Here is a 23,610-nt window from a genome sequence, read left to right on the forward strand (position 1 = left end):
CCAGCACTCCACAAATGCCCGCCGCTGGGCGCGCGTCATTCGGCCCTCGCGCCGGACAAAGCTGCGGATCCGCCGCAGCGCTTCACCGCCGGTATTCGAATCCTCCACGACGGGGAAGGTCGACGCAGAAAACTTCACGGTGTCATCAGCACTCATTGGTCTTTCGATCCACACTGCAGCGACATTTGGAATCGCTAATCACAAAAAGCGGCTAATCCTCTGAAAGATTACTTCCCAGAACCACCACATAAATATAGTCAAAATCATTGCAGTCATAAAAAAAAAATGCTCTACAATAATCGCATAGTCCTAATCAAGGACTCCTAACAGCAAACATTGACAACGGCAAACGAAAAACCATGAGCGACAACATCGAAGACCTCATCAATTCCTATTCCGTCGAGCAACTCAAGCAGTTGATCCAGACAGCCGAAGATGCCATCGAACAAAAAAAAGACCGGTGAAATCGAAGCCCTTCGTGATCAAATGTTCAAAATGGCCGATCAATACGATATGACACCGGAAGAGGTAATCAACTATTCGGGCCGTCGGAAGAGATCGCCGGGCAAACCTAAATACCGCAATCCCAGCAACCCCGAACAAACATGGACAGGACGTGGCAAAAGGCCGGGCTGGCTGAAGCAGGCGGATGATATCGAAGTTTTCCGAATCCCTGAATAGATTTTGCGGTTAAATTCCGCCAAGAAGGCGTGCTTTAACCATCTTGCAACCTACCCGCTTTATCTCTATGATTTCCGGACTACCCACTTGATTGGGTTCAGGCAGGAAGAGCGCGGGATTATGCGGCGGGTGTAGTTCAATGGTAGAACCTCAGCTTCCCAAGCTGATGGCGTGGGTTCGATTCCCATCACCCGCTCCAAAGTGACAGGGTTACGTTGCAACGCGTAACCCTTTGTCTTTGCAAAGAGCACCCGCGAACGTTCCTCGCGGTAACGCCTCAAGGCCGACACCAAGCCAGTTGTCGGTAGCGTCTGACCATCCCACGGGAGAACGCCCGCCATGATTCACGTCGCGATCGCCGGCGCCGCCGGTCGCATGGGGCGACAGTTGCTTGACGCATGCAGCCGGGTTGAAAGCATTCGTTGCTCCGTGGCTTCCGAACATCCCGATAGCCCGTTCATCGGCGCCGATGCTGGCGAAATCGCTGGTATCGGCCGGTTGGGCATCCCCATCACCGCCGATCTCGCACCACTGGTCGATCGCTTCGATCTGCTGATCGATTTCACCAAGCCGGCGGTGACCATCGCTCATCTTGCGCTGTGCCGATCCGCCGGCAAGGCGATGGTGATCGGCACCACTGGCCTGTCAACGGAACAGAAGGCGGAAATTGCCGCCGGCGCGGCACGGATTCCCATTGTGTTCGCGCCCAACATGAGTGTTGGAGTCAACCTCTGCCTCAAACTGCTGGAGCTGGCGGCACGGACCTTGGGCGACAGCGTCGACATCGAGATTCTCGAAGCCCATCATCGCCATAAGGTAGATGCCCCCTCCGGCACGGCGCTGGCGATGGGACAGACGATTGCCGGAGTACTCGGTCGGGACCTGGCGCAATGCGCGGTGTATGGCCGGGAAGGCGTCACCGGCGAGCGCGAGCGCAACACCATCGGCTTCGCCACCATCCGTGCCGGCGACATCGTCGGCGACCATACCGTCCTGTTCGCCGACGACGGCGAACGCATCGAAATCACCCATCGCGCCTCCAGCCGGATGACCTTCGCCAAGGGCGCCGCGCGCGCGGCCGCCTGGCTGGCAAACCGTCCTCCCGGCCTGTATGACATGCGAGACGTGCTCGACCTGCACTGAACGCGCTATCCGCCGGCAATCCCGCTCTCTAGAGCCACACGGCATGATTTGGTAAACTCCCCACCAGTTCACCATGTTTTTTGCATCGCATCCTGGGAGCGGCCCGTGCGCTGCTCCCTTTCTGTGTGTCCATTCTGGAGGCTCCCTTGAGGAAACCCGCGCTTCTGGCCCTGGAAGACGGTAGCCTGTTCCAGGGCGAATCCATCGGCGCCGATGGATTCGCCCAAGGCGAAGTTGTTTTCAATACCTCGATCACCGGCTATCAAGAAATTCTGACCGATCCTTCCTACTGCCAGCAGATCGTGACCCTGACTTATCCTCACATCGGCAACGTCGGCACCAACGGCGGCGATGAGGAGGCGGGCCAAATCCACGCTAGCGGCCTGGTGGTGCGGGATTGTCCGCGCCGTGCCAGCAACTGGCGCAACCGGCAATCGCTGGACAGCTACCTGCGTGAACGCGGCGTGGTCGCCATCGCCGGCATCGATACCCGGCGACTGACCCGCCTGCTACGGGAAAAGGGCGCACAGGGCGGCTGCCTGATCGCGGGCGACGCTCCCGACGCGGATCGGGCGCTACGCCTGGCTCGTGAATTTCCTGGCTTGAAGGGCATGGATTTGGCCCAGGTCGTCAGCGTCTCCGAACCCTACGAGTGGCAAGAGAGTACTTGGCGCTTGGCCGACAACGGTTTCCCAAGCGTGCGCGCCACCCGCCACCATGTGGTCGCCTACGACTACGGCGTCAAACGCAACATCTTGCGGATGCTGGTGGCCCGCGACTGTCGAGTCACCGTGGTGCCGGCGCGGACGCCGGCCAGCGCGGTCATCGGCCTGAATCCCACCGGCGTATTCCTGTCCAACGGACCCGGTGACCCCGAACCGTGCGACTATGCCATCGTCGCCATCCGCGAGTTGCTGGACACCGGGATTCCGCTGTTCGGAATCTGCCTCGGCCATCAGTTGCTGGGACTGGCCAGCGGCGCGCGTACCGTCAAGATGAAGTTCGGCCACCACGGCGGCAACCATCCGGTGCTGGATCTCGACAGCGGCCGGGTGATGATCAGCAGCCAGAACCACGGCTTCGCGGTGGATGAAACCACGTTGCCGACCAACTTGCGCGCGACTCACCGCTCGCTGTTCGATGGCTCGCTGCAGGGCCTCGCCCGCACCGACCGACCGGCCTTCAGTTTCCAGGGCCACCCGGAAGCCAGCCCCGGCCCACACGATGTGGCGCCGCTGTTCGACCGGTTCATCGACCTGATGGCGGCAAACCGACCCGACGCATGAGCCGGGCACCAAACAGGCCCCCGCTGCTGCTCGTGTCTTGTTGTCCTCGTCCGACACCCGACACCCGACACCCCGATACCTGCTACCCGACACCTGAGCCATGCCCAAGCGCACCGATTTGCACAGCATCCTGATCATCGGCGCCGGTCCCATCGTGATCGGTCAAGCCTGCGAGTTCGACTACTCCGGCGCCCAAGCCTGCAAGGCGCTGCGGGAGGAAGGTTACCGGGTGATCCTGGTCAACTCCAACCCCGCCACCATCATGACCGACCCCAACATGGCCGACGCCGTGTACATCGAGCCGATTCACTGGCGAACGGTCAGCCAGGTCATCGCCCGCGAGCGCCCGGACGCCGTGCTGCCGACCATGGGCGGCCAAACCGCGCTGAACTGCGCGCTGGATCTGGTCCGCCATGGTGTGTTGAAACAATATGGCGTGGAAATGATCGGCGCTTCTCCCAACGCCATCGACATGGCCGAGGACCGCGAGCGCTTCCGCCAGGCGATGCACGAGATCGGGCTGGCCACCCCGCGATCCGTGGTCGCTCACACTTTGGAGGAGGCACTGGCCCAGCATCACGAGATCGGTTTTCCGACCATCCTCCGTCCATCCTTCACCCTGGGCGGCAGCGGCGGCGGTATTGCCTACAATCGTGAAGAACTGGTCGAGATCCTCGAACGCGGCCTGGATTTGTCGCCGACCAGCGAGGTATTGCTGGAGGAATCCGTGCTGGGCTGGAAGGAATTCGAGATGGAAGTGGTCCGTGATCGGGCCGATAACTGCATCATCGTCTGTTCGATCGAAAATTTCGATCCGATGGGTGTGCATACCGGCGACTCGATCACCGTCGCCCCAGCCCAGACCCTGACCGACAAGGAATACCAGATCATGCGCAACGCCTCGCTGGCGGTGCTGCGCAAGATCGGCGTCGATACCGGTGGCTCCAATGTCCAGTTCGCCATCAATCCCGACGATGGCCGCATGGTCATCATCGAAATGAACCCTCGGGTCTCGCGCTCCTCGGCGCTGGCCTCCAAGGCCACCGGTTTTCCCATCGCCAAGGTCGCGGCCAAGCTGGCGGTCGGCTATACCCTGGACGAACTCAAGAACGAGATCACCGGTGGCCGCACCCCGGCATCGTTCGAGCCGAGCATCGATTACGTCGTCACCAAGGTGCCGCGCTTCAACTTCGAAAAATTTCCGCAAGCCAACCAACGCTTGACCACCCAGATGAAATCGGTCGGCGAGGTGATGGCCATTGGTCGAACCTTCCAGGAATCGCTCCACAAGGCCTTGCGCGGCCTGGAAATCGGCACCGACGGTTTCAACGAAATCCTCGACCACCAACACCCCGACCCGCATGTCGCGCTCAAGTACGAGCTGGGCATGCCCGGCCCGCAGCGACTGTGGTTCGTCGCCGAAGCCTTCCGTCTGGGATACTCGGTGGACGCGCTCTACGAACTCACCCGGATCGATCCCTGGTTCCTGGCGCAGATTGACGAACTGGTTCAGCTCGCCGGCGAGGTGCGCGCCTTGGGCGCGGCAGCCTTGCGGAACCGGGAGCGCCTGTATTTTCTCAAGCGCAAGGGCTTCTCCGACAGCCGCCTGGCGACCTTGGCCGGCGTCACCGAGACCCTGGTCCGCCAGCAGCGCAACGAATTCGACATCCACCCGGTCTACAAGCGAGTCGATTCCTGCGCCGCCGAATTCGCCACCAGCACCGCCTATCTGTATTCCACTTACGAGGAAGAGTGCGAAGCCGAACCGACCGACCGCGCCAAAATCATGGTGTTGGGCGGCGGTCCCAACCGCATCGGTCAGGGTATCGAGTTCGACTACTGCTGTGTCCATGCCGCCCTCGCCCTGCGCGAGGATGGCTACGAAACCATCATGGTCAACTGCAATCCGGAGACGGTGTCCACCGACTTCGATACCTCCGACCGGCTGTATTTCGAGCCGCTGACCCTGGAAGACGTGCTCGAAATCGTCCGCAAGGAGCAGCCCAAGGGGGTGATCGTCCAGTACGGCGGACAGACACCGCTCAAGCTGGCCCGGCCTCTGGAAGCCAACGGCGTGCCGATCGTCGGCACCACGCCGGACGCCATCGACCGCGCCGAGGACCGCCAGCGCTTCCAACAGATGATCGCCCAACTCGGTTTGCTGCAGCCGCCCAATCGCACCGCCCGCGAACCCGAGGAAGCGGTGCGATTGGCCCAAGAAATCGGCTATCCGCTGGTGGTGCGCCCCTCCTACGTCCTGGGCGGCCGGGCCATGGAAATCGTCCACCAGGAAGAGGACCTGCGCCGCTACATGACCGATGCGGTGCAAGTCTCCAACGATTCGCCGGTGCTGCTGGACTGCTTTCTCAACAATGCCGTCGAGGTGGATGTGGACGCGCTCAGCGACGGGCGCGAAGTCCTCATCGGCGGCATCATGGAACACATCGAGGAAGCCGGCGTGCATTCCGGCGATTCCGCCTGCTCGCTGCCGCCCTTTTCCCTTAGTCCGGCGATTCAGGACCGGCTACGCGAACAAGTGCGGGCGATGGCGCTGGAACTGGGCGTGGTTGGGCTGATGAACACCCAGTTCGCCATTCAGGGCAACGACATCTACGTGCTGGAAGTCAACCCTCGCGCTTCCCGAACCGTGCCTTATGTCTCCAAAGCCACCGGCCGACCGCTGGCCAAAATCGCCGCCCGTTGCATGGTCGGACGCGGACTCGCCGAGCAAGGGGTATCCGGCGAAGTGATTCCCGCCTATTATTGCGTGAAGGAAGCCGTGTTCCCCTTCGTCAAATTCCCCGGCGTCGATCCCCTATTGGGGCCGGAAATGAAATCCACCGGTGAAGTGATGGGCGTCGGTCGTACCTTCGGCGAAGCGTTCGCCAAGGCCCAACTCGGCGCGGGCGACCAATTGCCACGCGGTGGACAAGCCTTCATCAGCGTGCGTGATGTCGACAAACCCAAGGCGGTCGAAGTCGCTCGCGAGTTGGAACGGCTCGGTTTCAGGCTGGTCGCCACCAAGGGAACCGCGGCAGCCTTGCATGCCTTCGACCTCGCCTGCGACACCGTCCATAAGGTAGGGGAAGGCCGGCCGCATGTCGTGGACATGATCAAGAACGATCAGATCAGTCTTATCATCAACACGACGGAAGGCAAACAGGCGATCGCCGATTCTTACTCCATCCGTCGCGAGGCTCTGATGCACAAAATCAGCTACACCACCACCATCGCCGCCGCGCGAGCCACCTGCCAGGCCCTGCGCGAACTCGACAATGGGAGCGTGAACTGCCTCCAGGATCTGCACCGGGAACTGCACGCATGACTCAGAAGGTACCGATGACCATCGCCGGCGCTGAAAAACTGCGTGAGGAGCTGCTCCAACTGAAAACGGTGGCGCGACCGCAGATTACCGCCGCCATCGCCGAGGCTCGTGCTCATGGCGATCTGAAGGAAAATGCCGAATACCATGCCGCCCGCGAGCAGCAAAGCTTTACGGAGGGCCGCATTGCGGAAATCGAAGCGAAGCTGGCCTATGCCCAGATTATCGACGTCACCAAGCTACCGCCCTCCGACAGGGTGGTGTTCGCCTCCACCGTGCTGCTGACTGAGGAGGACAGCGAGGAAGAAAAACGCTACCAGATCGTTGGCGAGGACGAGGCGGATATCAAAGAGGGCAAGATTTCATTCAGTTCGCCCATCGCCCGAGCATTGATCGGCAAGTTCGTTGGCGACATCGTCGACGTCCAAACACCCGGCGGTCTGAGAACCTACGAAATCGTCGACGTACAATACATCTGAGTGAAACCGCGATGCCCGCGTCATCTGGCCGTATTCCTGTTACCGGGAATCGGGGTCTCGTCGGTCTGTGCTTGGGTCATCCGCCGGAGAACCAAGGCATATAATGAAACAAACGCTTGTCAGAAAGGAGGTCGGCTGCTTATAATCTCGACCCCGTTTGACGGGCGATTAGCTCAGTGGGAGAGCACTACCTTCACACGGTAGGGGTCGCTGGTTCGAGCCCAGCATCGCCCACCACTTCGCAATAAAAAAAGCCGTTCGCTGGAACGGCTTTTTTTTGTGTCCGGCCAGATCGGCCCATCGGCTACTTGGTTTCCTTGTCGTGCTCGATCATGGCGTAAGCCGAATGGTTGTGGATGGATTCGAAATTCTCCGACTCCACCGCATATGCCGCAACGCGATCGTCCTGATTCAGTTTAGCGGCAATATCGCGCACCATGTCCTCGACGAACTTGGGATTGTCGTAGGCTCGCTCGGTGACATACTTCTCGTCCGGGCGCTTGAGCAATCCGTACAATTCGCAGGACGCTTCCTTTTCCACCAAGTCGATGATGTCCTCAATCCAGATAAAATCCTGGACGCGCACGTTGACTGTCACATGCGAGCGCTGATTATGTGCGCCGTATTTGGAAATTTTCTTCGAACAGGGGCATAGGCTGGTTACCGGCACCACGACTTTGACGTTCATGACCGGCCGGCCGTCGCGAATCTCGCCAATGAAGGTCACCTCGTAATCCATCAGGCTCCGAACCGCGGATACCGGCGCCGCCTTGGTGACGAAATACATGAAAGTCATCTCGATATGACCGGCTTCCGCTTCCAGCCGCCCGGTCATCTCGGTCAGCATGTCCTTGAAGGAGTCCACCGAAATCTCGCGGCCCGGCACGTTCAGAATCTCCACGAAACGCGACATGTGCGTGCCCTTGAAATTGTGGGGCAGGTTCACGTACATGTTGAACGTGGCGATGGTGTGCTGTTCGCCCCCGCTGCGATCACGGACTCTGACCGGATGGCGGATATCCTTGATTCCCACCTTGTTGATCGCCAACCGGCGGGTATCGGCGCTGTTCTGCACGTCGGGAATATGGATGACCGCCGGCATGGCCGCGGGACTCATCATCGATGGCTTCATGCAATCCTCTCAACCGCGCCTTCGCGCGCTTCATTCAAGATCCAACGCCTCGCACCGCTCCAACCGGTTGCGGAAGTGCTTCGATGCCAGTGGTTGGATGATCAAATCGACGGTTAATTCCCGAGCATATCGCTCAGCTATCAAACCGGGGGCGAGACGGGATACTTTATCCCCCAATCCGTTAGTTGCCGGAGCACGCCTTCCACATCCAAACCGCATTGGGCCAGCAATTCGTCGCGCTCACCCTGGCCCACGAAGCGATCCGGTAATCCGATATTATAAACTGGGACTTGAATACTCCGCGCCGCCAGACACTCGTTCACCGCGCTGCCCGCGCCGCCGGCCACCACATTCTCTTCCAACGTCACCAACCAGCGGTGTTCGGCGGCTAACCGTACTACAACCGCTTCATCCAGCGGTTTGATAAAGCGCATGTTCACCACAGTGGCATCCATCTGTCGAGCCACAAGCTCGGCCACTTCCACCATGCTGCCGAAGGCCAGCAATGCCAAGTCCCGACCGCGACGGCGGACGACGGCTTCCCCCCATTGGCAACGCTCGCATCTCCTCTCGCCGTACTTCCACCCCGGTGCCCTTGCCACGCGGATAGCGCACCGCCGCCGGCTGGTTCAACTGGAAGCCGGTATAGAGCATCTCTCGGCATTCGTTTTCGTCGGCCGGGGCCATCACCACCAGATTGGGAATACAGCGCAGATAGCTATAATCGAAGCTGCCGGCGTGGGTCGGTCCGTCCGGTCCCACCAATCCGGCGCGATCAATGGCGAACAGCACCGGTAAATTTTGCAGGGCAACATCGTGAATCAATTGATCGTAAGCGCGCTGCAGGAACGTGGAATAGATCGCCACCACCGGCTTGAGCCCCTCGCAGGCCAGACCAGCGGCCAGCGTGACCGCGTGCTGTTCAGCGATTGCCACATCGAAATAGCGATCTGGAAAGCGCTCCGCGAACTCCACCAGACCGGAGCCTTCCCGCATGGCCGGGGTAATGCCAATCAGACGCTCGTCCCGCTCGGCCATATCGCACAGCCATTCCCCAAACACCTGGGTATAGCTCGGCCTTCCGCCCGGCCTGGCTGGCTTGAGCCCACAGGCCGGGTCGAAAACACCAACTCCGTGATAGCCGACCGGCTCATCCTCGGCCAGCGGATAACCCTTGCCTTTGCGGGTAACCACATGCAACAGTCGTGGCCCCTTGAGCGCTCGCAGGTTGTGCAGGGTCTGAACCAGTGTCGGTAGGTCATGCCCGTCCACCGGCCCGAAATAATTGAAACCCAGCTCCTCGAAGAGGGTGCCGGGAGCAAACATACCTTTGACGTGTTCCTCGGCGCGTCGCGCCACTTCCAGCATGGGCGGCACCCGACTGAGCATGCGTTTACCGCCTTCCCGGACACTGGAGAACAATCGGCCCGACAGCAACTTGGTTAGATGGGCCGACAAGGCGCCGACATTCGGCGAAATCGACATTTCGTTATCGTTCAGCACCACCAACAAGTCGGGCTTTAGATGGCCGGCATGATTGAGCGCTTCGAACGCCATGCCAGCGGTCATGGCGCCATCGCCGATCACCGCCACCACCTTGCGGTCGCTGTTCGCCTGCTCGGTGGCGATGGCCATGCCCAGCGCCGCGCTGAGCGAGGTGCTGGAATGACCGACGCCAAAGGTATCGTAGGGACTTTCGTCCCGCTTGGGAAAACCGGCGATACCGCCTTTGCGCCGCAAGGTTTCCATCCGGGTTCGACGGCCGGTCAGAATCTTGTGCGGATAGGTTTGATGGCCCACATCCCAGACCAGGCGATCCTCCGGCGTGTCAAACACATAATGCAGAGCGATGCTCAATTCCACGGTGCCCAGATTGGCGGCGAAATGCCCCCCGGTCTTGGCCACGGTTTGGATGAGGAACTCACGCAGTTCGCAGGCCAATTCCGGCAAGCGCGCTTCGGGCAACTGCCGCAGGTCGAGCGGCGTATCGATCTGTTCCAGCAACGGAAAAGCGGATCCGGCGGTCATCGTGACAAAGTCCATGCCCATTCGTGATTTTATGTGAGGGATGCGTCGAGTGGCTTCGGCCACCCAGTGCTTGCAAGCTGGCTAGTAGACACGCTCGACGATGTAAGTGGCGAGCCAACGCAGCGGATCGGCTTCGGACCCCAAGGGTCCAAGGCTGGCCAGCGCTTCCTGGTGCAGCGCGCGAGCGTGCTCGCGGGCACCGTCCAAACCCAGCAGTGCGGGGTAAGTGGGCTTGTTGAGCGCCCGGTCGGCCCCTTGGGTCTTACCAAGGGTGGCGGTATCGCCGACCACGTCGAGAATGTCGTCGCGAATTTGGAAGGCCAGACCGATGCACTTGGCATAGCGATCCAATCGCTCCAACACCGTGGATTCGACTTCCGGTCGGCTGAACGCTCCAAGCAGCACACTAGCGCGAATCAATGCGCCAGTCTTGTGGATATGCATGTTTTCCAATTCCGCCAGGGTCAGATCATCCCGACCGACCGCCGCCAGATCGATGGCCTGGCCACCCACCAACCCCCGTGAACCGGCGGCTTGCGCCAACAGGCCGAGCATCCGCATGCGAATGACGGAATCGGAGATCATGGCGGGATCCTGACTCAACACCTGAAACGCCAGTGCCTGCAAGGCGTCGCCGGCCAGAATCGCCAGCGCTTCTCCGAACGCCCTGTGGCAGGTTGGCCGACCGTGGCGCAGTTCGTCGTTATCCATCGCCGGCAAGTCGTCGTGGATCAGGGAATAGGCATGGATGAATTCCACCGCGCAAGCCGGACCGTCCAAGGCTTCAAGCATCGCGCCGACCGCCGCGCCGGCCGAGTAAACCAACACGGGCCGGATGCGCTTGCCCCCTCCCAGGACCGCGTAGCGCATGGCCTGATGCAGATCGCCGGGATGGAGATCCGCAGCTGGCAACCGTTGGTCGAGTGCTTGGTTGGCGCGACTCCGATAGTGCCTGCTCCATTCCGCAACCTTGTTCATCACGCCGTCGTCTCGTCGAACGGCAGAATGTCCAGGTCACCGTTTTTCTCAAGCAATTGTTCCACTTTTTGCTCGGCCAGTTGCAGGGCGATTTGGCAGGTTCGCGTCAAGGCAACTCCCTGCTCGAACCGTTGCAAGGTTTCTTCGAGACTCAGTTCGCCCTGTTCGAGCCGCGCGACCACGCTTTCCAGTTCGGTCAGAGCCGCCTCGAAAGAAAGAGGGGAATGTTTCTTAGCCGTCATGCCTGCCCATCCGTTTTCGGTAGGCGCTTACGTTACCTTGCGACTGGCGAACGGTCAATTTCGTGCAGCCAATCCGAAGCCAGTCCTAAAAATGCGGAAAGGGCCGCTCCCTGACTCTGCCTTTCTCCCTGACGCTCGTTCGCAATTTTCTCGGTTACCCACAACCGGGCGGCGGTGCTCACACCGGGCCGGCAATCTTGGAGGGCGCTACTGGATCGGCGTCCTTGCCGACACGCGTTTTTCTGGTCTTGGCCTCTGCTTCCGTCGCCCGGCTCAAATCCCGAATGATCCGGTCCAGCAACTCCACCTGCCGGAACAGGCACTGAATGTCATCTTGGCTCGGCACGCCCAAGCGGTGCAGGGCACGCGCCACGCGCCCCTGGAATACTTCCTCCAGCTTGTTCCAGGGACCGACCGATCGGTCATGGAGTTCTTCGACTTGGCTCCTCGCCGCATCGACCCCGTCCTTCATTTGTCCGGTTTTGTGCTCGGCGGTTTTCTTCATCCGCATATCCACCCTCTGACCTTCCTGAACCAGGGTTTCGAACGGTCGCCCATCTTCTTACCGGGCTCTGGCAAAAATGCCAAACCCATCAGTCAGATTTGGCACATGTAATCCTGGACATTGCCGGTCAATTGATTTTTGAAGCAGCCGACTCCCACGATTGGGGATCCCTTTATACAGTCGTGCAAGACTGGCTTGCATTGTCCTTCATCCCTGATATGTATACGCTTAAACCCCGGCCGATGGCTCCGTTCTACTCGCCTCGCTGGGTAAATCGGACGATGCGGCGGCGATCCTGCTTGGTGGGGCGCCCAGTGGGAGGGGAGGAACCGAACTGCGACAGGCGTCGCTGCTCGCCGAGCGCTTCGCGTGACTGGCGACTCTCGACGCTTTCTTCGTATAGCAAAACTGCTTCCTTGGCGGGGCCGCGCCGATCACTAAGCGCCTTGACCGTAACGATGTACTGATCGGGACCGCGCTGGATAGACAGGACTTCCCCCATGCGCACGGCGTGGGCGGGTTTGACGCGCTGACCACCGGCATGAACCTTACCGCCGGCAACCGCCGCGACCGCCAAGCTGCGGGTCTTGAAGAACCGTGCGGCCCACAACCACTTATCGAGCCGAATCCGGTTTTCGCTATCGCCCGCAACCATTGCCGACCCTATCTCGATTCAATAACAATCGAACCCTATCCTAGCGCTGGCTGAGGCGCTGTTCTTCATCGGGTAGGGTGATGTTCAATTCCAGAACTTCGCAGTCTCCTTCACGATCCAAATGCACCTTGATCTGACTCTGATCGATCGGCACATATTTGCGCACCACTTCCAGCAGCTCCTTTTTGAGCACAGGCAGGTAGTCAGGGCTGCTGCGGCGATTACCCCGTTCATGCGCGACAATGATCTGTAATCTTTCCTTGGCCAGAGCCGCCGATTTACTGGGCGGCGAACGAAAGTAATCAAAAATGCCCATGGCCTAGTTCCCGCCAAATAGACGCTTCAGAAACCCTTTCTTCTGGGTCACAAGAAACCGATGCGGCAGATTTTTACCCAGGAAGCGGTCAACCAGATCGCTATAGGCGGCACCCGCATCGCTACCCTCCTCCAAAATCACGGGAACACCGGCATTCGAGGATTGCAAAACGGTCGGTGATTCCGGAATCACGCCCAACAACGAGATGCCCAGGATCTCCAATACATCATCCACACCCAGCATATCGCCCCGATCCGCGCGCTCCGGCGCGTAGCGCGCCAGCACCAAATGCTCCTTGACTGGCTCGTCCCCTTGCTCGGCCCGACGTGAACGACTGGCCAGAATGCCGAGGATGCGATCGGAATCGCGTACCGACGACACTTCCGGGTTGGTGACCACCAACGCTTCATCGGCAAAATACAGTGACATCAGAGCCCCGCGCTCGATACCAGCGGGCGAGTCGCAGACAATGTAATCGAAGCTCTGCTTGAGTTCGTTCAGGATTTTTTCCACGCCTTCCTTGGTAAGCGCCTCCTTGTCGCGGGTCTGCGAGGCTGGAAGAATATATAGATTTTCCACGCGCTTATCGCGAATCAGGGCTTGATTGAGATTGGCTTCGTTGTTGATGACGTTGATGAAGTCATACACAACCCGGCGTTCGCAGCCCATGATCAAATCCAAATTGCGCAATCCAACATCGAAATCGATGACGGCGGTCCGATAGCCGCGTTGGGCCAGACCGGTGGCGAAACTGGCACTGGTCGTGGTCTTGCCCACACCCCCCTTGCCGGAAGTCACAACGATAACGGTTGCCAAGCTGCTGTTCCTACAAGTTGTATTTTAAAAGTTCATGAATTGAGCCGGACCCATCGGTCAACGTGCCAGATGATCGATAATCAACCGGTCGTCCGCTAAATGGATCTGAGCGGCCTTACCCCAATCGTCCGAACCGATCTGCTCGCTGACCCGGTAGCGACCGGCGATCGAGATCAATTCCGCTTCCAATCCCTGACAGAAGATGCGCGCTTCCAGGTCACCCTTCATGCCCGCCTGAGCGCGCCCCCGCAGCAATCCATACACATGGACATGGCCATCCGCCATGATCTCGGCGCCGGCACTGACTGTACCCAAAATGATCAAATCGCCATTCGGAGCATAGATTTGCTGGCCCGAACGCACCGGATGGCTCACGATCAGGCCGCGCGTCGACACCGGCTCGGCGATCCGTTGCTCGGGTTTCCTGGCGGGGCTGGTGGAGCGGCTTTCGGGCAGCAACGGCAAGCCCGCCAATCGGGCAACCGCCTGCAGTTTGGGATTGCCGTTACGAATCCCCACCGGCACCATGCCGCATCCTTTCAGCAGTTCGTACAGTGCGATGAAATCCACGCCGTCCCTGGATTCATGCAGCCCTTCCAGATCAATCACCACCGGCGTGTTATTGAAAAAACCGGGAGCCTGTTTGATTTTCTCCGTCAGATGCCGCTCGATGGCGACTCGATCCAACTTGAACAGATACAGGACAGTCAGCGTAAACAGGCTACCCTTGAGTTCGAAGGGCGGTGGCTCTTCGCTGGCGAGAGGAGAGGATTGCAGCAACATGGCGGTTGAGGCACCTTGAGCTAAACGCGTGTGTGGAACATCATTCTACACATCAACCGTTACCGATGAACACGCATCCGACCCAGCCAGCCGCGGTTAGTGGCTCAATGATCATGACCGTGTGGATGAACGTGTCCATGGGACAATTCTTGTGCGGTCGCGTCGCGCACTTCCAATACCTCCACCTCGAAATTCAGGTTCTTGCCGGCCATCGGGTGGTTGGCATCCAAGACCACACCTTTTTCGTTCACCGCCAACACCGTGAAATTCAGCACGCCATCAGGACTTTCGCCTTGGACCTGCATGCCAACTTGAATAGTCTCATTCGGGGGAAACTGCTCGCGCGGCACCTCGAACACGGCTTGCGGGTTGTATTCGCCATAGCCATCGGCGGGCACCACTTGGACAGAGGAACTGAAACCGGCTTCATTGCCCTCCAGCGCCGCCTCCAAACCCCGGATGATATTGCCGTGGCCGTGCAGGTAACTCAGTGGCTCGCGCCCGCGACTGGAGTCGAGAGTCACGCCACCATCATCGGTCAAAGTGTAATGCAGGGATACGATTTTGTCTTTTTCCGCCTTCATGAGCCCGTCCGTCAGGTTGCATCAAAATTGTACTATAGATCATGGATGACGTTTTCGCCGCCCTAAACCTGGCCATCCGACCATTCCCGGTCTCCCGCCACATGCAGCCTAGCCTATATACTGTAGCGATCCTTGGTTTAGAGGGAGATGTCGTGATGCCCATCCCGCCATGTGCCTACCGAGCTTTTCTTGCGTTGCTGCTAACCGGATTATTTTGGCTGGGAGGGTGCGCGGCGCCGTCGGCGCCGGCCCGCAGTGACTCGTACACCGCCGCGCGCCAGCGCATTCTCGGCACCGCCGAACGGCTGATCGGCACACCCTACGTGCTGGGCGGCGAATCGCCCGGCGGGGTGGATTGCAGCGGTCTGGTGCAGTACGCCTACTTGCAAGCTGGTATCCGGTTGCCGCGCACGGCAATGGAGCAGTTCCAGTCGGGACGACCGCAGCGCAAGGTCCTGCCCGGCGATCTGCTGTTTTTCCGTACCGGCAACGACGGCATGGTTTCACATGTCGGCATCTACGCCGGCAAGGGACAAATGATCCATGCCTCTTCCGGCAGCGGCCAAGTCCGTAAGGTCAGCTTGAATCGGCGCTATTGGCGACAACGGCTGGTCGGAGGCGCAACGTTTCTTGGCGGCACGACATCGCTGGTCCAATATGCGGCGCCGTCCGGCAACGGCCCTTCCGGCTAACGATCGAGCATGGCCACCGGCTCGCCAGCGTCAAAAATCGCTAGAGTTCCGGCATTCATGACCGTCCACGGCTCGTTGTCGGTCAGTGGCCGAGTCGCCACCACGGTCACCACATCGTCAGGCGTGGTTTCCGCCTGGAAATCCACCATCATGTCGGCGTCCATCAGACAGGCTTTGCCGAACGGCGCCCGCCGGGTCAGCCATGACAGTTGCGTGCTGCAATGCGCGTACAGGTAATCGGCGTCGCTCAGCAGGAAATTGCAAACCCCTCGCGGGTTCAATTCCCCAGCCAAGGTGTGGATGTAGCGCCAAAGCGCCGCTGGCCGACGCGGCGGTTGGGGAAATCGGGCGCGGATGCGGTCCAGCAGCCAGCAGAAGGCGTGTTCGCTGTCGGTACTGCCGATGGGGCGGTAAAAATGCAGCGGTAGCCGCTTTACTCCCCGCAATTGGCCGTTGTGGGCAAACACCCAATGCCGACCCCACAACTCGCGACCGAACGGATGGGTGTTCTCCAGGCAGACCCGACCGCGGTTGGCGCGGCGGATGTGGCTGACCACGATCCGGCTCTTGATGGCGTAACGCTGCACCAAACGGGCGATTTCCGACTCGGCGCTGGGATGGGGATCGTGAAAGGCGCGGTAACCACGTCCCTCGTAAAAGGCGATGCCCCATCCGTCTCGATGGGGTCCGGTCCTGCCGCCGCGCTGCATCAGGCCGGTAAAGCTAAAACAGATATCGGTGGGCACATTGGCGCTCATCCCGAGCAATTCGCACATCTCCCACCCCTCTCGCTAACCCCAGTTGGCCCCCAGCGGCGACCGCCAGCCGGATGGTTCCGCCAGACCCCGCTCGCGACGCAGATCACCCAGAAACGGATTGCTCTTCAGCTCCTGCTCCAAGGTCGTGACCGGTCCGTGACCGCTGCATACGATCAGATGCCCCGGCAAATCCAACAACCGGCGCAAGCTAACCTGCATCAGCGCTGGATCGCTCATGGGAAAATCGGTCCGGCCCACGCTGCCGGCGAACAACGTGTCGCCGACGAAGACATAGGTATCGTCGTAATAACAGCCCTGCCCCGGCGTATGTCCCGGGGTGGACAAAAAGCGAAAACGCAACTCGCCGCCAAGTTCCAGGGTATCGCCGTCCCGCACTTCCCGGTCGATCCGGCCGCTCGGTCGGTCAAAATCGGCCATGCCGAACAGCAGAGAACCCTGCTGGGGCAATACTTCGAACATCGGCCGCTCCAAAGCCGGCAAGTAGGTCACCGCCTCGGGGAATTCCCGCTGCAGGTCGGCCAAGCCGCCGGCATGGTCGAAATGCGCGTGGGTCAACAGAATGGCTCGCAAGTCCGGGCGCGGCTGCAAGTCGGCCAAGGCGTTCGCCAGTTGCGAGTCGTCGCCGGTATCGACCACGGCGCAGATCCCCGAGACCGAATCTTCCAGCAAATAGGCATTGACCTGGAACGCGCCCAGGGTAAAACAACGAACTTTCATGATGGCCACTCAACGATATGGTCTTCCAGTCGCCGGCTTCGTCGTTCCGGCACCACCCAGCCGCACACGCTCATGCCCGCCCGGCGGGTCGAATCGGGATCGTGGGTCCGTAACGGATGCCAGCTCGGCAACGACTTGTGCTCCGCCCGCAGCCGATACGCACAGGTGGGCGGCAGCCAGTTTACCCGTTCCACTTCGGCCGGTGTCAGCAGCACGCAGTCGGGCACCCAGCGAAACCGGTCGGCGTAGCGGGTACAACGTCCAGTCTCAAGATCCAGTAACCGGCAAGCGACGTTGGTGTGGAATAGCTCACCCGTGTCTTCATCTTCCAGCTTGTGCAGGCAGCATTTGCCGCAACCGTCGCAAAGCGCTTCCCATTCCGCCAAGGTCAAATCGGCAAGGAATTTTTCTTCCCAGAAGCGAGGGATGGCATTCATGGCGACCGACCAGTCAGCGGGAAAACAGGGACGCCGTCTGGCGTCCCCATCGAGTCAGGAGTTGATGTACTCGCGCAGCGCCTGCGCTTCGACGGCGGTTTCTTCGAGTTTGGCCTTCACCAGGTCGCCGATGGAAACCACACCCACCATCCTACCGTCCTCCACTACTGGAATATGCCGGAACCGTTTAGCGGTCATCACGGTCAACGCTTCGCCGACGGTGTCGCCAGGCTTGCAGACATAGATATTAGTGGTCATCCAATCCTTGACCAGCATGGTTTCGAAATCGCTTTCGCCATCGGCATACAGCCGTATCATGTCGCGCTCCGTCAGGATACCCATCGGCTCGCCGCCAGGACCTTGCACCATCACGGACCCAACCCGTTTGGCATTCATGGTTCGAATGGCGGACGCCACCGTGCTGGCTTCCGGCACGACCACGGGCTCGCCACCTTTGTTCTTCAGCACTTCCTTCAATTGCATCATGGATAGACACCTCCCTCATCATTAACTTCGTCAGGTCGAGCCAAACAGCTCGTCAATAATAATTTATCAGAATCGTCGGTTTTAGCGATAGAAACCACACAACGGGGGCCAACCCTGCCGCAACAGGTCACGCAACCCCTCGCCGTGTAGTGTAGGCGCTTTTTAGTGGCCCAGCGTCAGCAACAGGCCGTTCAATCGCTTCACAAAGCTGGCTGGATCTTCCAGTTGCCCCCCTTCCGCCAACATCGCCTGCTCGAACAACAAGTGGGTCCAGTCGCCGAAGCGACCGGGGTCCACTTCGTCCTTCAGCCGGGCGACCAGCGGATGCTGGGGATTCAATTCCAGGTGCGGCTTACTCGCTGGCACGTTCTGGCCCGCTTCGCGCAACAGGCGCTCCAAGTGGGCACTGAGCGCGTACTCGTCCACCACCAGGCAGGCCGGCGAATCGGTCAGTCGCGAGGAAACCCGCACTTCGTTGACCTTGTCGCCCAGCACCTCCTTGACTCGGGTCAGCAAATCCTTGAACTGATCCTCGGCCTGCTTCTGCTCTTGTTTTTCCTCCTCCGAGGCGATCTTGTCCAGATCCAGCGCCCCTTTGGCAACCGACTGGAAAGGCTTGCCTTCGAACTCGGTCAAGTGCGACATCAGCCACTCGTCCACTCGATCGGTCAGCAACAAAACTTCCAAGTCTTTCTTGCGGAAAACTTCCAGGTGCGGGCTGTTCTTGGCGGCGGCGAAGCTGTCGGCGCTGATGTAGTAAATCTTGTCCTGCCCTTCCTTCATCCGACCGATGTAATCCGCCAGCGCGACGGTCTGTTCGGCGCTGTCGTTGTGAGTCGAGGCAAAGCGCAGCAATTTGGCGATTTGCTCGCGATTGCCATGATCCTCCGCCGGCCCCTCCTTGATGACCCGCCCAAAATCCTTCCAGAACTTGCCGTATTTCTCGGCATCGTTGGCCGCCATGTCCTCCAGCAACCCCAGCACTTTCTTGACCGATCCGCCACGAATGCTGTCCACGATCTTGCTGCCTTGCAGGATTTCGCGGGAGATGTTGAGCGGCAGGTCGTTGGAATCGATCACGCCGCGCACGAAGCGCAGATAACGCGGCATCAGATGCTCGGCATCGTCCATGATGAACACCCGCTGTACGTACAGCTTCACCCCGTGACGCTGTTCGCGATCCCAGAGATCGAACGGCGCGCGGGCTGGGATAAACAGCAGCGAGGTGTATTCCAGCTTGCCCTCGACCCGGTTGTGGGTCCAGGCCAGCGGGTCTTCGAAATCGTGACCGACATGCTTGTAGAACTCCTTATACTCCTCTTCCTTGATGTCCTGTTTGGGTCGCGCCCACAGCGCCGCCGCCTGATTGATGCGTTCCTCCTCGATGGTCGGCGGCGCATCCTTGTCTTCGCTGAACTTCTGTACCGGCATCAGCACGGGCAGGGTGATGTGGTCGGAATACTTGGTGATGATGGAGCGCAATTGCCACTCGTTCAGCAGCTCGCTCTCTTCCTCGCGCAGATGGAGAATCACCTCGGTACCGCGCGCGGGTTTCTCAATGGTTTCCAGTGCGTACTCGCCCTCGCCGGTGGATTCCCAAAGCACTCCGTGCTCCGGCCCCATGCCAGCGCGGCGGGTGCGCAGCGTTACCTTGTCGGCGACGACGAAGCTGGAGTAGAAGCCGACACCAAACTGGCCGATCAGATTGGCATCGCGGGCCTGATCGCCGCTCAGTTTCTGCATGAACTGGCGGGTACCGGAACGGGCGATCGTGCCGATGTTGTCGATGACTTCCTGCCGATCCATGCCGATACCGTTATCGGACACGGTGATGGTGCGGGCATCCTTGTCGAAACTCACCCGGATTTTCAATTCGGGGTCGCTCTCGTACAAAGCGCCGTCGGTGAGCGCCTCGAAGCGCAATTTGTCGCAGGCGTCGGACGCATTGGAGATCAGTTCGCGGAGAAAGACCTCCTTGTTGGAATACAGCGAATGCGCGACCAAGCGCAGCAATTGCTGCACCTCGGCCTGAAAACCAAGGGTTTCCTTATGGGCTTCAACGGTCATGAGTAACAAGCTCCTGGATGGGGTTCACGGCTTTCGGCCCAATATGCGGGCAAGCGACGGGATTTCAAGGCAGTGCACTTTCAACAATTCAGGTTAAGCTAAACTACCTAAACGTAATGTCTGCCGTTGCTCTGTTTCCCGAGCCCGCCAGCCCACGATTCAAACCTCTCGGAAGGGAAAGATTGATGCTTATTGGCTATTGTCGTTTCTTGGCGGCTCTCTTCCTGATTGGTCTGTTGCTGCCACAAACCTCTCTTTCCGGGCCAGGCTTCGCCGCCGAGGTCGAGCCCAACGGCACCGCCGCCACGGCGACGCCGCTGGGTGGCTCCACAGTAGCGGTGCAGGCGAACATCTTCCCCGCCGGGGATGTTGACTTCTATTCCTTCACCGCGACCACGGGCGACCGCGTCTACGCCGCCACCCAGACCCTGTTCGACGCCTCGGCAAGCGGCGACAGCGTGCTCGATGTTCTCGACGTCGACGGCACCACGGTGCTTGAAACCGACAATAACGACGGCACTTTCAATTCCAACTCATCGTCGATCGCTGGCTTGGCCATCCCGGCCAACGGTACCTATTTCCTGCGCGTGCGCCACAACACCATAACCGGCACCATCCGACCCTACCACCTGCACTTCAGGCTGCAGAGCGGGACGCCGGTGCCCGAGATCGAGCCGAACAATACCACGGCCACCGCCAACCCTCTGCCGGCGTCCGGCTGGGTGAGCGGTACCATCACCGATGTTTCACCTGGCGAGACCGATGTGTACAGCCTGACGCTCAATGCCGGCGACAGCGTTTTTCTCAGCCTGGATATGAATCCCGAACGCGACGGGAATGTGTGGAATGGCCGCGTCGGTTTCGGCATGTTCGGCAACCCGTCGGCCAACCAATTTCTGTACGCCAACGATGCCAACGCCGGTGCTTCCGCCGGTGATCCGAACTCGGAAGCCTTCTTTTTCACCGTCAAGGACGCCGGCACCTATTATGTGAGTGTCGATTCGATCAGCGCAGCGGGACTCGGCGCGAATGCCACCTACCACCTGAGCGTCTCGGTGCTACCCCATGTGAATGCCACGGCAAACTGCACCACCTACACCTCCACCGACGTGCCGGTGGCGATCCCGACCGGCCCAGGTATAGTCACCTCGACGCTCACCGTCCCCGGCAACCCGCGCATCGCCGACCTCGACGTCTCGATCAACCTGAACCATACCTTCATGCAGGATCTCGACGTCCATCTGCAATCCCCGGCCGGCAATGACAACGGGCTCTTCACCGACGTCGGCGCCAGCACGGTCGGCGGACCACAGACGCTAATGGACATCCGCCTCGACGACGAAGCGGCGCTGCCCTTCGCCTTCCCCCTGTCGGCCAGCATGGTGCATCAGCCCGAGCTGGCGTATCGGCTGAACTGGTTCGATGGCGAAGATGCCGGCGGCGTCTGGACGCTGGTGATCCGCGACGACGCGACCGGCGACGGTGGCACGCTCAATTCCTGGAGCCTAACCATCTGCGAGCCGCCACCGCCGCCATCCTGCCCGGCGGGCTTCATCCAGGAGACGGTCTACTCCTCCAACTTCGAGGCCGATGACGGCGGTTTCACCCATTCCGGCGCCCAGGACGAATGGGAGCGTGGCCTGCCGAGCTTTGTTCCGATCATCACCTGCAACAGTGGCGCCAATTGCTGGAAGACCGATCTCGACAATACCTACAACACCTCGAGTAGCCAGGATCTGCTGTCGCCGAACATCAATCTCACGGGGTATTCGCCTCCTATCATCGTCTCCTGGGCGCAGCGTTACCACATCGAAAGCGCGAGTTTCGATCATGCCTTCGTCGATGCCCAGGAAGCTGGCGGCGCCAATCCGATCCGCCTCTTCGAATGGCTGGGCGCCACGATGAATAACACCGTTGGCAATCCGACGGTCACCATCGCCGAAAGCGCCGGTTGGGCGAATTTCAACGGCCGTGCCGATGCCTTGGCCGGACTTAACGCCGAGCTGCGCTTCCACCTCGATTCCGATACCACCGTACAGCTCGCCGGCCTGGCGATCGACGATGTTGCCGTGACGGCCTGTCGGGCGGCATCGGCCGATCTCTCAATTACCAAGACCGATGGCGTGACCACGGCCACGCCGGGCAGCAGCGTGACTTACACGATTGTCGCCTCGAACGCCGGTCCCTCGGCGGCGACCGGCGCCAGCGTCACCGACGCCTTCCCGGCGGCCTGCACCGGCGCGACCTATACCAGCGTTGCCGCGGGCGGCGCCACCGGCAACACCGCCGCTGGCAACGGCAACATCAACGATGCCGCGCTCAACCTGCCGGTCGGCGCTTCCGTTACCTACACCGCCACCTGCACCATCAACCCCACCGCCACCGGCACCCTGACCAACACCGCCACCATCGCCAGCGCCACAACCGATCCCACGCCCGGTAACAACAGCGCTACCGATACCGATACGCTCGCCGCTTTGGCCGATCTGAGCATTACCAAGACGGATACCCCCGACCCGGTGACAGCCGGGAATGATCTCACCTACACGATCACGGTGAACAACGCCGGCCCGAGCAATGCTGGGTCGGTCTCACTGTCCGACCCCCTGCCCGCCGGGACCACCTTCGTGTCTCTGTCCTCGCCGGGTGGCTGGTCGTGCACCACGCCCGCCGTCGGCGCCGGCGGCACGGTCTCGTGCTCAATAGCCTCGCTCGGCGTCGGAAGCCCTGCTGTCTTCACCCTGACCGTGCAGGTCGGCGCCTCGGCCATCGCTGGGCTAAGCAACACAGCCACTGTCACCTCCGCCACTCTGGACGGGAACGCCGGGAACAACACCGCCACCGCTACGACCGCCGTGGTCTCCCTCCCGACCACCGCGCAAGGCAATGCCGGCGGCGGTCTCGTGACCGCCGCCATCACCGGGGGAACCTGCGCCGGTTTCGCCCTGGGCTCGACGAGTTTTACCGCCGCGCCCACTCCCCTGCCCCCCGGCATTACCTTCCCCTATGGTGTGTTCGGCTTCACGGCCGTCTGTCCTTCAGGTGGCACGGTCACCCTCACCCTGACTTACCCGAATCTGCTGCCAGCAGGAACGCAATACTGGAAATATGGCCCTACTTCAGGCAATCCTGCCGCCCACTGGTATGTACTGCCCGCCACCATCACCGGCAATACCGCTGTCTTCACTATCACCGATGGCGGCCTGGGGGATGATGACCTCGACCCCAACAACGGCGTCATTGTGGATCAGGGCGGTCCCGGCGTGCCCGGCGCTGGGAATGGAACGGCAGCGATTCCCACTCTGGGCGAATGGGCACTGCTGATATTGAGCACCCTACTCGGTGGGCTCATCTGGCGGGCACGACGCCGCACTGGCTATGGATCGCCATAATAGTCCTGAAAAACATGGTAGCTACTACTCATCATAGGCGCCCATGTTCATCATGATGGAAGGTAAGCCGTGGTTGGATTTAGAGGGGGC

The 23,610-nt window shown here is 60.3% G+C and carries 20 protein-coding genes, 2 tRNA genes and 2 pseudogenes; 9 read left to right on the top strand and 15 right to left on the bottom strand.

What is annotated here, in order from left to right:
- The first annotated feature begins 435 nt into the window (after positions 1–435).
- The 7 genes from E4P82_RS06620 to E4P82_RS06650 all read left to right on the top strand — a co-directional run bounded on the left by E4P82_RS06620 (position 436) and on the right by E4P82_RS06650 (position 7,148).
- Positions 436–681: an H-NS histone family protein gene (locus E4P82_RS06620; RefSeq protein WP_246327411.1), complete on the top strand. Its 246-nt coding sequence runs from the start codon at positions 436–438 to the stop codon at positions 679–681.
- A 125-nt stretch (positions 682–806) separates the two neighbouring features.
- Positions 807–880 (top strand) — tRNA-Gly (locus E4P82_RS06625).
- Positions 881–1,020: 140 nt separating this feature from the next.
- Positions 1,021–1,824 (top strand): 4-hydroxy-tetrahydrodipicolinate reductase, encoded by an 804-nt coding sequence (dapB, locus tag E4P82_RS06630; RefSeq protein WP_169248167.1) that lies wholly within the window; start codon positions 1,021–1,023, stop codon positions 1,822–1,824.
- Between the two features lie 146 nt (positions 1,825–1,970).
- Entirely contained in the window at positions 1,971–3,110 is a 1,140-nt protein-coding gene (gene carA / locus E4P82_RS06635) for a glutamine-hydrolyzing carbamoyl-phosphate synthase small subunit (protein WP_169248168.1), read from the top strand.
- Between the two features lie 100 nt (positions 3,111–3,210).
- Positions 3,211–6,435, top strand: a complete 3,225-nt coding sequence (carB, locus tag E4P82_RS06640; protein WP_169248169.1) for a carbamoyl-phosphate synthase large subunit — start codon at positions 3,211–3,213, stop codon at positions 6,433–6,435.
- On the top strand, positions 6,432–6,911 hold the full coding sequence (gene greA, locus E4P82_RS06645) for a transcription elongation factor GreA (RefSeq protein ID WP_169248170.1): 480 nt from the start codon (positions 6,432–6,434) through the stop codon (positions 6,909–6,911). The genes carB and greA overlap by 4 nt, the downstream gene beginning before the upstream one ends.
- 162 nt (positions 6,912–7,073) lie before the next feature.
- Positions 7,074–7,148 (top strand) — tRNA-Val (locus E4P82_RS06650).
- Positions 7,149–7,215: 67 nt separating this feature from the next.
- On the opposite strand, the gene folE2 is transcribed toward E4P82_RS06650, so the two are convergent.
- The 10 genes and pseudogenes from folE2 to E4P82_RS06700 all read right to left on the bottom strand — a co-directional run bounded on the left by folE2 (position 7,216) and on the right by E4P82_RS06700 (position 14,950).
- Positions 7,216–8,028, bottom strand: a complete 813-nt coding sequence (gene folE2 / locus E4P82_RS06655) for a GTP cyclohydrolase FolE2 (RefSeq protein ID WP_169248225.1) — start codon at positions 8,026–8,028, stop codon at positions 7,216–7,218.
- Between the two features lie 155 nt (positions 8,029–8,183).
- Positions 8,184–10,071: pseudogene (dxs, locus tag E4P82_RS06660) on the bottom strand (1-deoxy-D-xylulose-5-phosphate synthase).
- Between the two features lie 81 nt (positions 10,072–10,152).
- Positions 10,153–11,049, bottom strand: a complete 897-nt coding sequence (ispA, locus tag E4P82_RS06665; RefSeq protein ID WP_169248226.1) for a (2E,6E)-farnesyl diphosphate synthase — start codon at positions 11,047–11,049, stop codon at positions 10,153–10,155.
- Positions 11,049–11,291, bottom strand: coding sequence for an exodeoxyribonuclease VII small subunit (locus E4P82_RS06670; RefSeq protein ID WP_169248171.1), 243 nt, complete (start codon positions 11,289–11,291; stop codon positions 11,049–11,051). The genes ispA and E4P82_RS06670 overlap by 1 nt, the downstream gene beginning before the upstream one ends.
- A 178-nt stretch (positions 11,292–11,469) precedes the next feature.
- Positions 11,470–11,835 (bottom strand): annotated as a pseudogene (locus E4P82_RS06675) (phasin family protein); the annotation flags it as partial.
- Between the two features lie 214 nt (positions 11,836–12,049).
- Positions 12,050–12,451, bottom strand: coding sequence for an RNA-binding S4 domain-containing protein (locus tag E4P82_RS06680; protein ID WP_169248173.1), 402 nt, complete (start codon positions 12,449–12,451; stop codon positions 12,050–12,052).
- Between the two features lie 40 nt (positions 12,452–12,491).
- Entirely contained in the window at positions 12,492–12,767 is a 276-nt protein-coding gene (gene minE / locus E4P82_RS06685; RefSeq protein WP_169248174.1) for a cell division topological specificity factor MinE, read from the bottom strand.
- A gap of 3 nt (positions 12,768–12,770) precedes the next feature.
- Positions 12,771–13,583 carry a septum site-determining protein MinD gene (gene minD / locus E4P82_RS06690; protein WP_169248175.1) on the bottom strand — a complete coding sequence of 271 codons (813 nt, stop codon included), beginning with the start codon at positions 13,581–13,583 and terminating at the stop codon, positions 12,771–12,773.
- 57 nt (positions 13,584–13,640) lie between these two features.
- Positions 13,641–14,366: a septum site-determining protein MinC gene (gene minC, locus E4P82_RS06695; RefSeq protein WP_169248176.1), complete on the bottom strand. Its 726-nt coding sequence runs from the start codon at positions 14,364–14,366 to the stop codon at positions 13,641–13,643.
- A 104-nt stretch (positions 14,367–14,470) separates the two neighbouring features.
- The gene (locus E4P82_RS06700) at positions 14,471–14,950 is read right to left on the bottom strand and encodes an FKBP-type peptidyl-prolyl cis-trans isomerase (protein WP_169248177.1); all 480 of its coding nucleotides are present in this window, start codon (positions 14,948–14,950) and stop codon (positions 14,471–14,473) included.
- Positions 14,951–15,105: 155 nt separating this feature from the next.
- On the opposite strand from E4P82_RS06700, the gene E4P82_RS06705 reads away from it, so the two are divergent.
- Complete coding sequence (locus E4P82_RS06705) at positions 15,106–15,642, top strand: C40 family peptidase (protein ID WP_169248178.1); 537 nt, start codon at positions 15,106–15,108, stop codon at positions 15,640–15,642.
- Here E4P82_RS06705 and E4P82_RS06710 read toward each other — a convergent pair.
- The 5 genes from E4P82_RS06710 to htpG all read right to left on the bottom strand — a co-directional run bounded on the left by E4P82_RS06710 (position 15,639) and on the right by htpG (position 20,128).
- A complete protein-coding gene (locus E4P82_RS06710; protein ID WP_169248179.1) occupies positions 15,639–16,418 on the bottom strand; it encodes a class II glutamine amidotransferase in 780 nt (259 codons plus the stop codon). The two genes, E4P82_RS06705 and E4P82_RS06710, sit on opposite strands and share 4 nt — an antisense overlap.
- A gap of 15 nt (positions 16,419–16,433) precedes the next feature.
- Positions 16,434–17,138, bottom strand: a complete 705-nt coding sequence (locus E4P82_RS06715; RefSeq protein ID WP_169248180.1) for an MBL fold metallo-hydrolase — start codon at positions 17,136–17,138, stop codon at positions 16,434–16,436.
- Positions 17,135–17,575, bottom strand: coding sequence for a YcgN family cysteine cluster protein (locus E4P82_RS06720; RefSeq protein ID WP_169248181.1), 441 nt, complete (start codon positions 17,573–17,575; stop codon positions 17,135–17,137). The genes E4P82_RS06715 and E4P82_RS06720 overlap by 4 nt, the downstream gene beginning before the upstream one ends.
- Before the next feature lie 54 nt (positions 17,576–17,629).
- Positions 17,630–18,061, bottom strand: a complete 432-nt coding sequence (locus E4P82_RS06725; protein WP_169248182.1) for a CBS domain-containing protein — start codon at positions 18,059–18,061, stop codon at positions 17,630–17,632.
- 162 nt (positions 18,062–18,223) lie between these two features.
- Positions 18,224–20,128, bottom strand: coding sequence for a molecular chaperone HtpG (gene htpG, locus E4P82_RS06730; protein WP_169248183.1), 1,905 nt, complete (start codon positions 20,126–20,128; stop codon positions 18,224–18,226).
- A gap of 185 nt (positions 20,129–20,313) precedes the next feature.
- Between htpG and E4P82_RS06735 the strand changes: the two genes are divergently transcribed.
- Positions 20,314–23,520 carry an IPTL-CTERM sorting domain-containing protein gene (locus tag E4P82_RS06735; protein WP_169248184.1) on the top strand — a complete coding sequence of 1,069 codons (3,207 nt, stop codon included), beginning with the start codon at positions 20,314–20,316 and terminating at the stop codon, positions 23,518–23,520.
- Positions 23,521–23,610: the final 90 nt, after the last annotated feature.

The sequence above is a fragment of the Candidatus Competibacter phosphatis genome, from assembly GCF_012939995.1.
GTDB lineage: Bacteria > Pseudomonadota > Gammaproteobacteria > Competibacterales > Competibacteraceae > Competibacter > Competibacter phosphatis.

Excerpts from the sequence above, each read along its gene's own strand:
- E4P82_RS06620 (WP_246327411.1), top strand. The coding sequence starts at position 436 with ATGCCATCGAACAAAAAAAAGACCGGTGAAATCGAAGCCCTTCGTGAT.
- dapB (WP_169248167.1), top strand. The coding sequence starts at position 1,021 with ATGATTCACGTCGCGATCGCCGGCGCCGCCGGTCGCATGGGGCGACAG.
- carB (WP_169248169.1), top strand. The coding sequence starts at position 3,211 with ATGCCCAAGCGCACCGATTTGCACAGCATCCTGATCATCGGCGCCGGT.
- greA (WP_169248170.1), top strand. The coding sequence starts at position 6,432 with ATGACTCAGAAGGTACCGATGACCATCGCCGGCGCTGAAAAACTGCGT.
- folE2 (WP_169248225.1), bottom strand. The coding sequence starts at position 8,028 with ATGAGTCCCGCGGCCATGCCGGCGGTCATCCATATTCCCGACGTGCAG.
- ispA (WP_169248226.1), bottom strand. The coding sequence starts at position 11,049 with ATGAACAAGGTTGCGGAATGGAGCAGGCACTATCGGAGTCGCGCCAAC.
- E4P82_RS06670 (WP_169248171.1), bottom strand. The coding sequence starts at position 11,291 with ATGACGGCTAAGAAACATTCCCCTCTTTCTTTCGAGGCGGCTCTGACC.
- E4P82_RS06680 (WP_169248173.1), bottom strand. The coding sequence starts at position 12,451 with ATGGTTGCGGGCGATAGCGAAAACCGGATTCGGCTCGATAAGTGGTTG.
- minE (WP_169248174.1), bottom strand. The coding sequence starts at position 12,767 with ATGGGCATTTTTGATTACTTTCGTTCGCCGCCCAGTAAATCGGCGGCT.
- minC (WP_169248176.1), bottom strand. The coding sequence starts at position 14,366 with ATGTTGCTGCAATCCTCTCCTCTCGCCAGCGAAGAGCCACCGCCCTTC.
- E4P82_RS06700 (WP_169248177.1), bottom strand. The coding sequence starts at position 14,950 with ATGAAGGCGGAAAAAGACAAAATCGTATCCCTGCATTACACTTTGACC.
- E4P82_RS06705 (WP_169248178.1), top strand. The coding sequence starts at position 15,106 with ATGCCCATCCCGCCATGTGCCTACCGAGCTTTTCTTGCGTTGCTGCTA.
- E4P82_RS06710 (WP_169248179.1), bottom strand. The coding sequence starts at position 16,418 with ATGTGCGAATTGCTCGGGATGAGCGCCAATGTGCCCACCGATATCTGT.
- E4P82_RS06715 (WP_169248180.1), bottom strand. The coding sequence starts at position 17,138 with ATGAAAGTTCGTTGTTTTACCCTGGGCGCGTTCCAGGTCAATGCCTAT.
- E4P82_RS06720 (WP_169248181.1), bottom strand. The coding sequence starts at position 17,575 with ATGAATGCCATCCCTCGCTTCTGGGAAGAAAAATTCCTTGCCGATTTG.
- E4P82_RS06725 (WP_169248182.1), bottom strand. The coding sequence starts at position 18,061 with ATGATGCAATTGAAGGAAGTGCTGAAGAACAAAGGTGGCGAGCCCGTG.
- htpG (WP_169248183.1), bottom strand. The coding sequence starts at position 20,128 with ATGACCGTTGAAGCCCATAAGGAAACCCTTGGTTTTCAGGCCGAGGTG.
- E4P82_RS06735 (WP_169248184.1), top strand. The coding sequence starts at position 20,314 with ATGCTTATTGGCTATTGTCGTTTCTTGGCGGCTCTCTTCCTGATTGGT.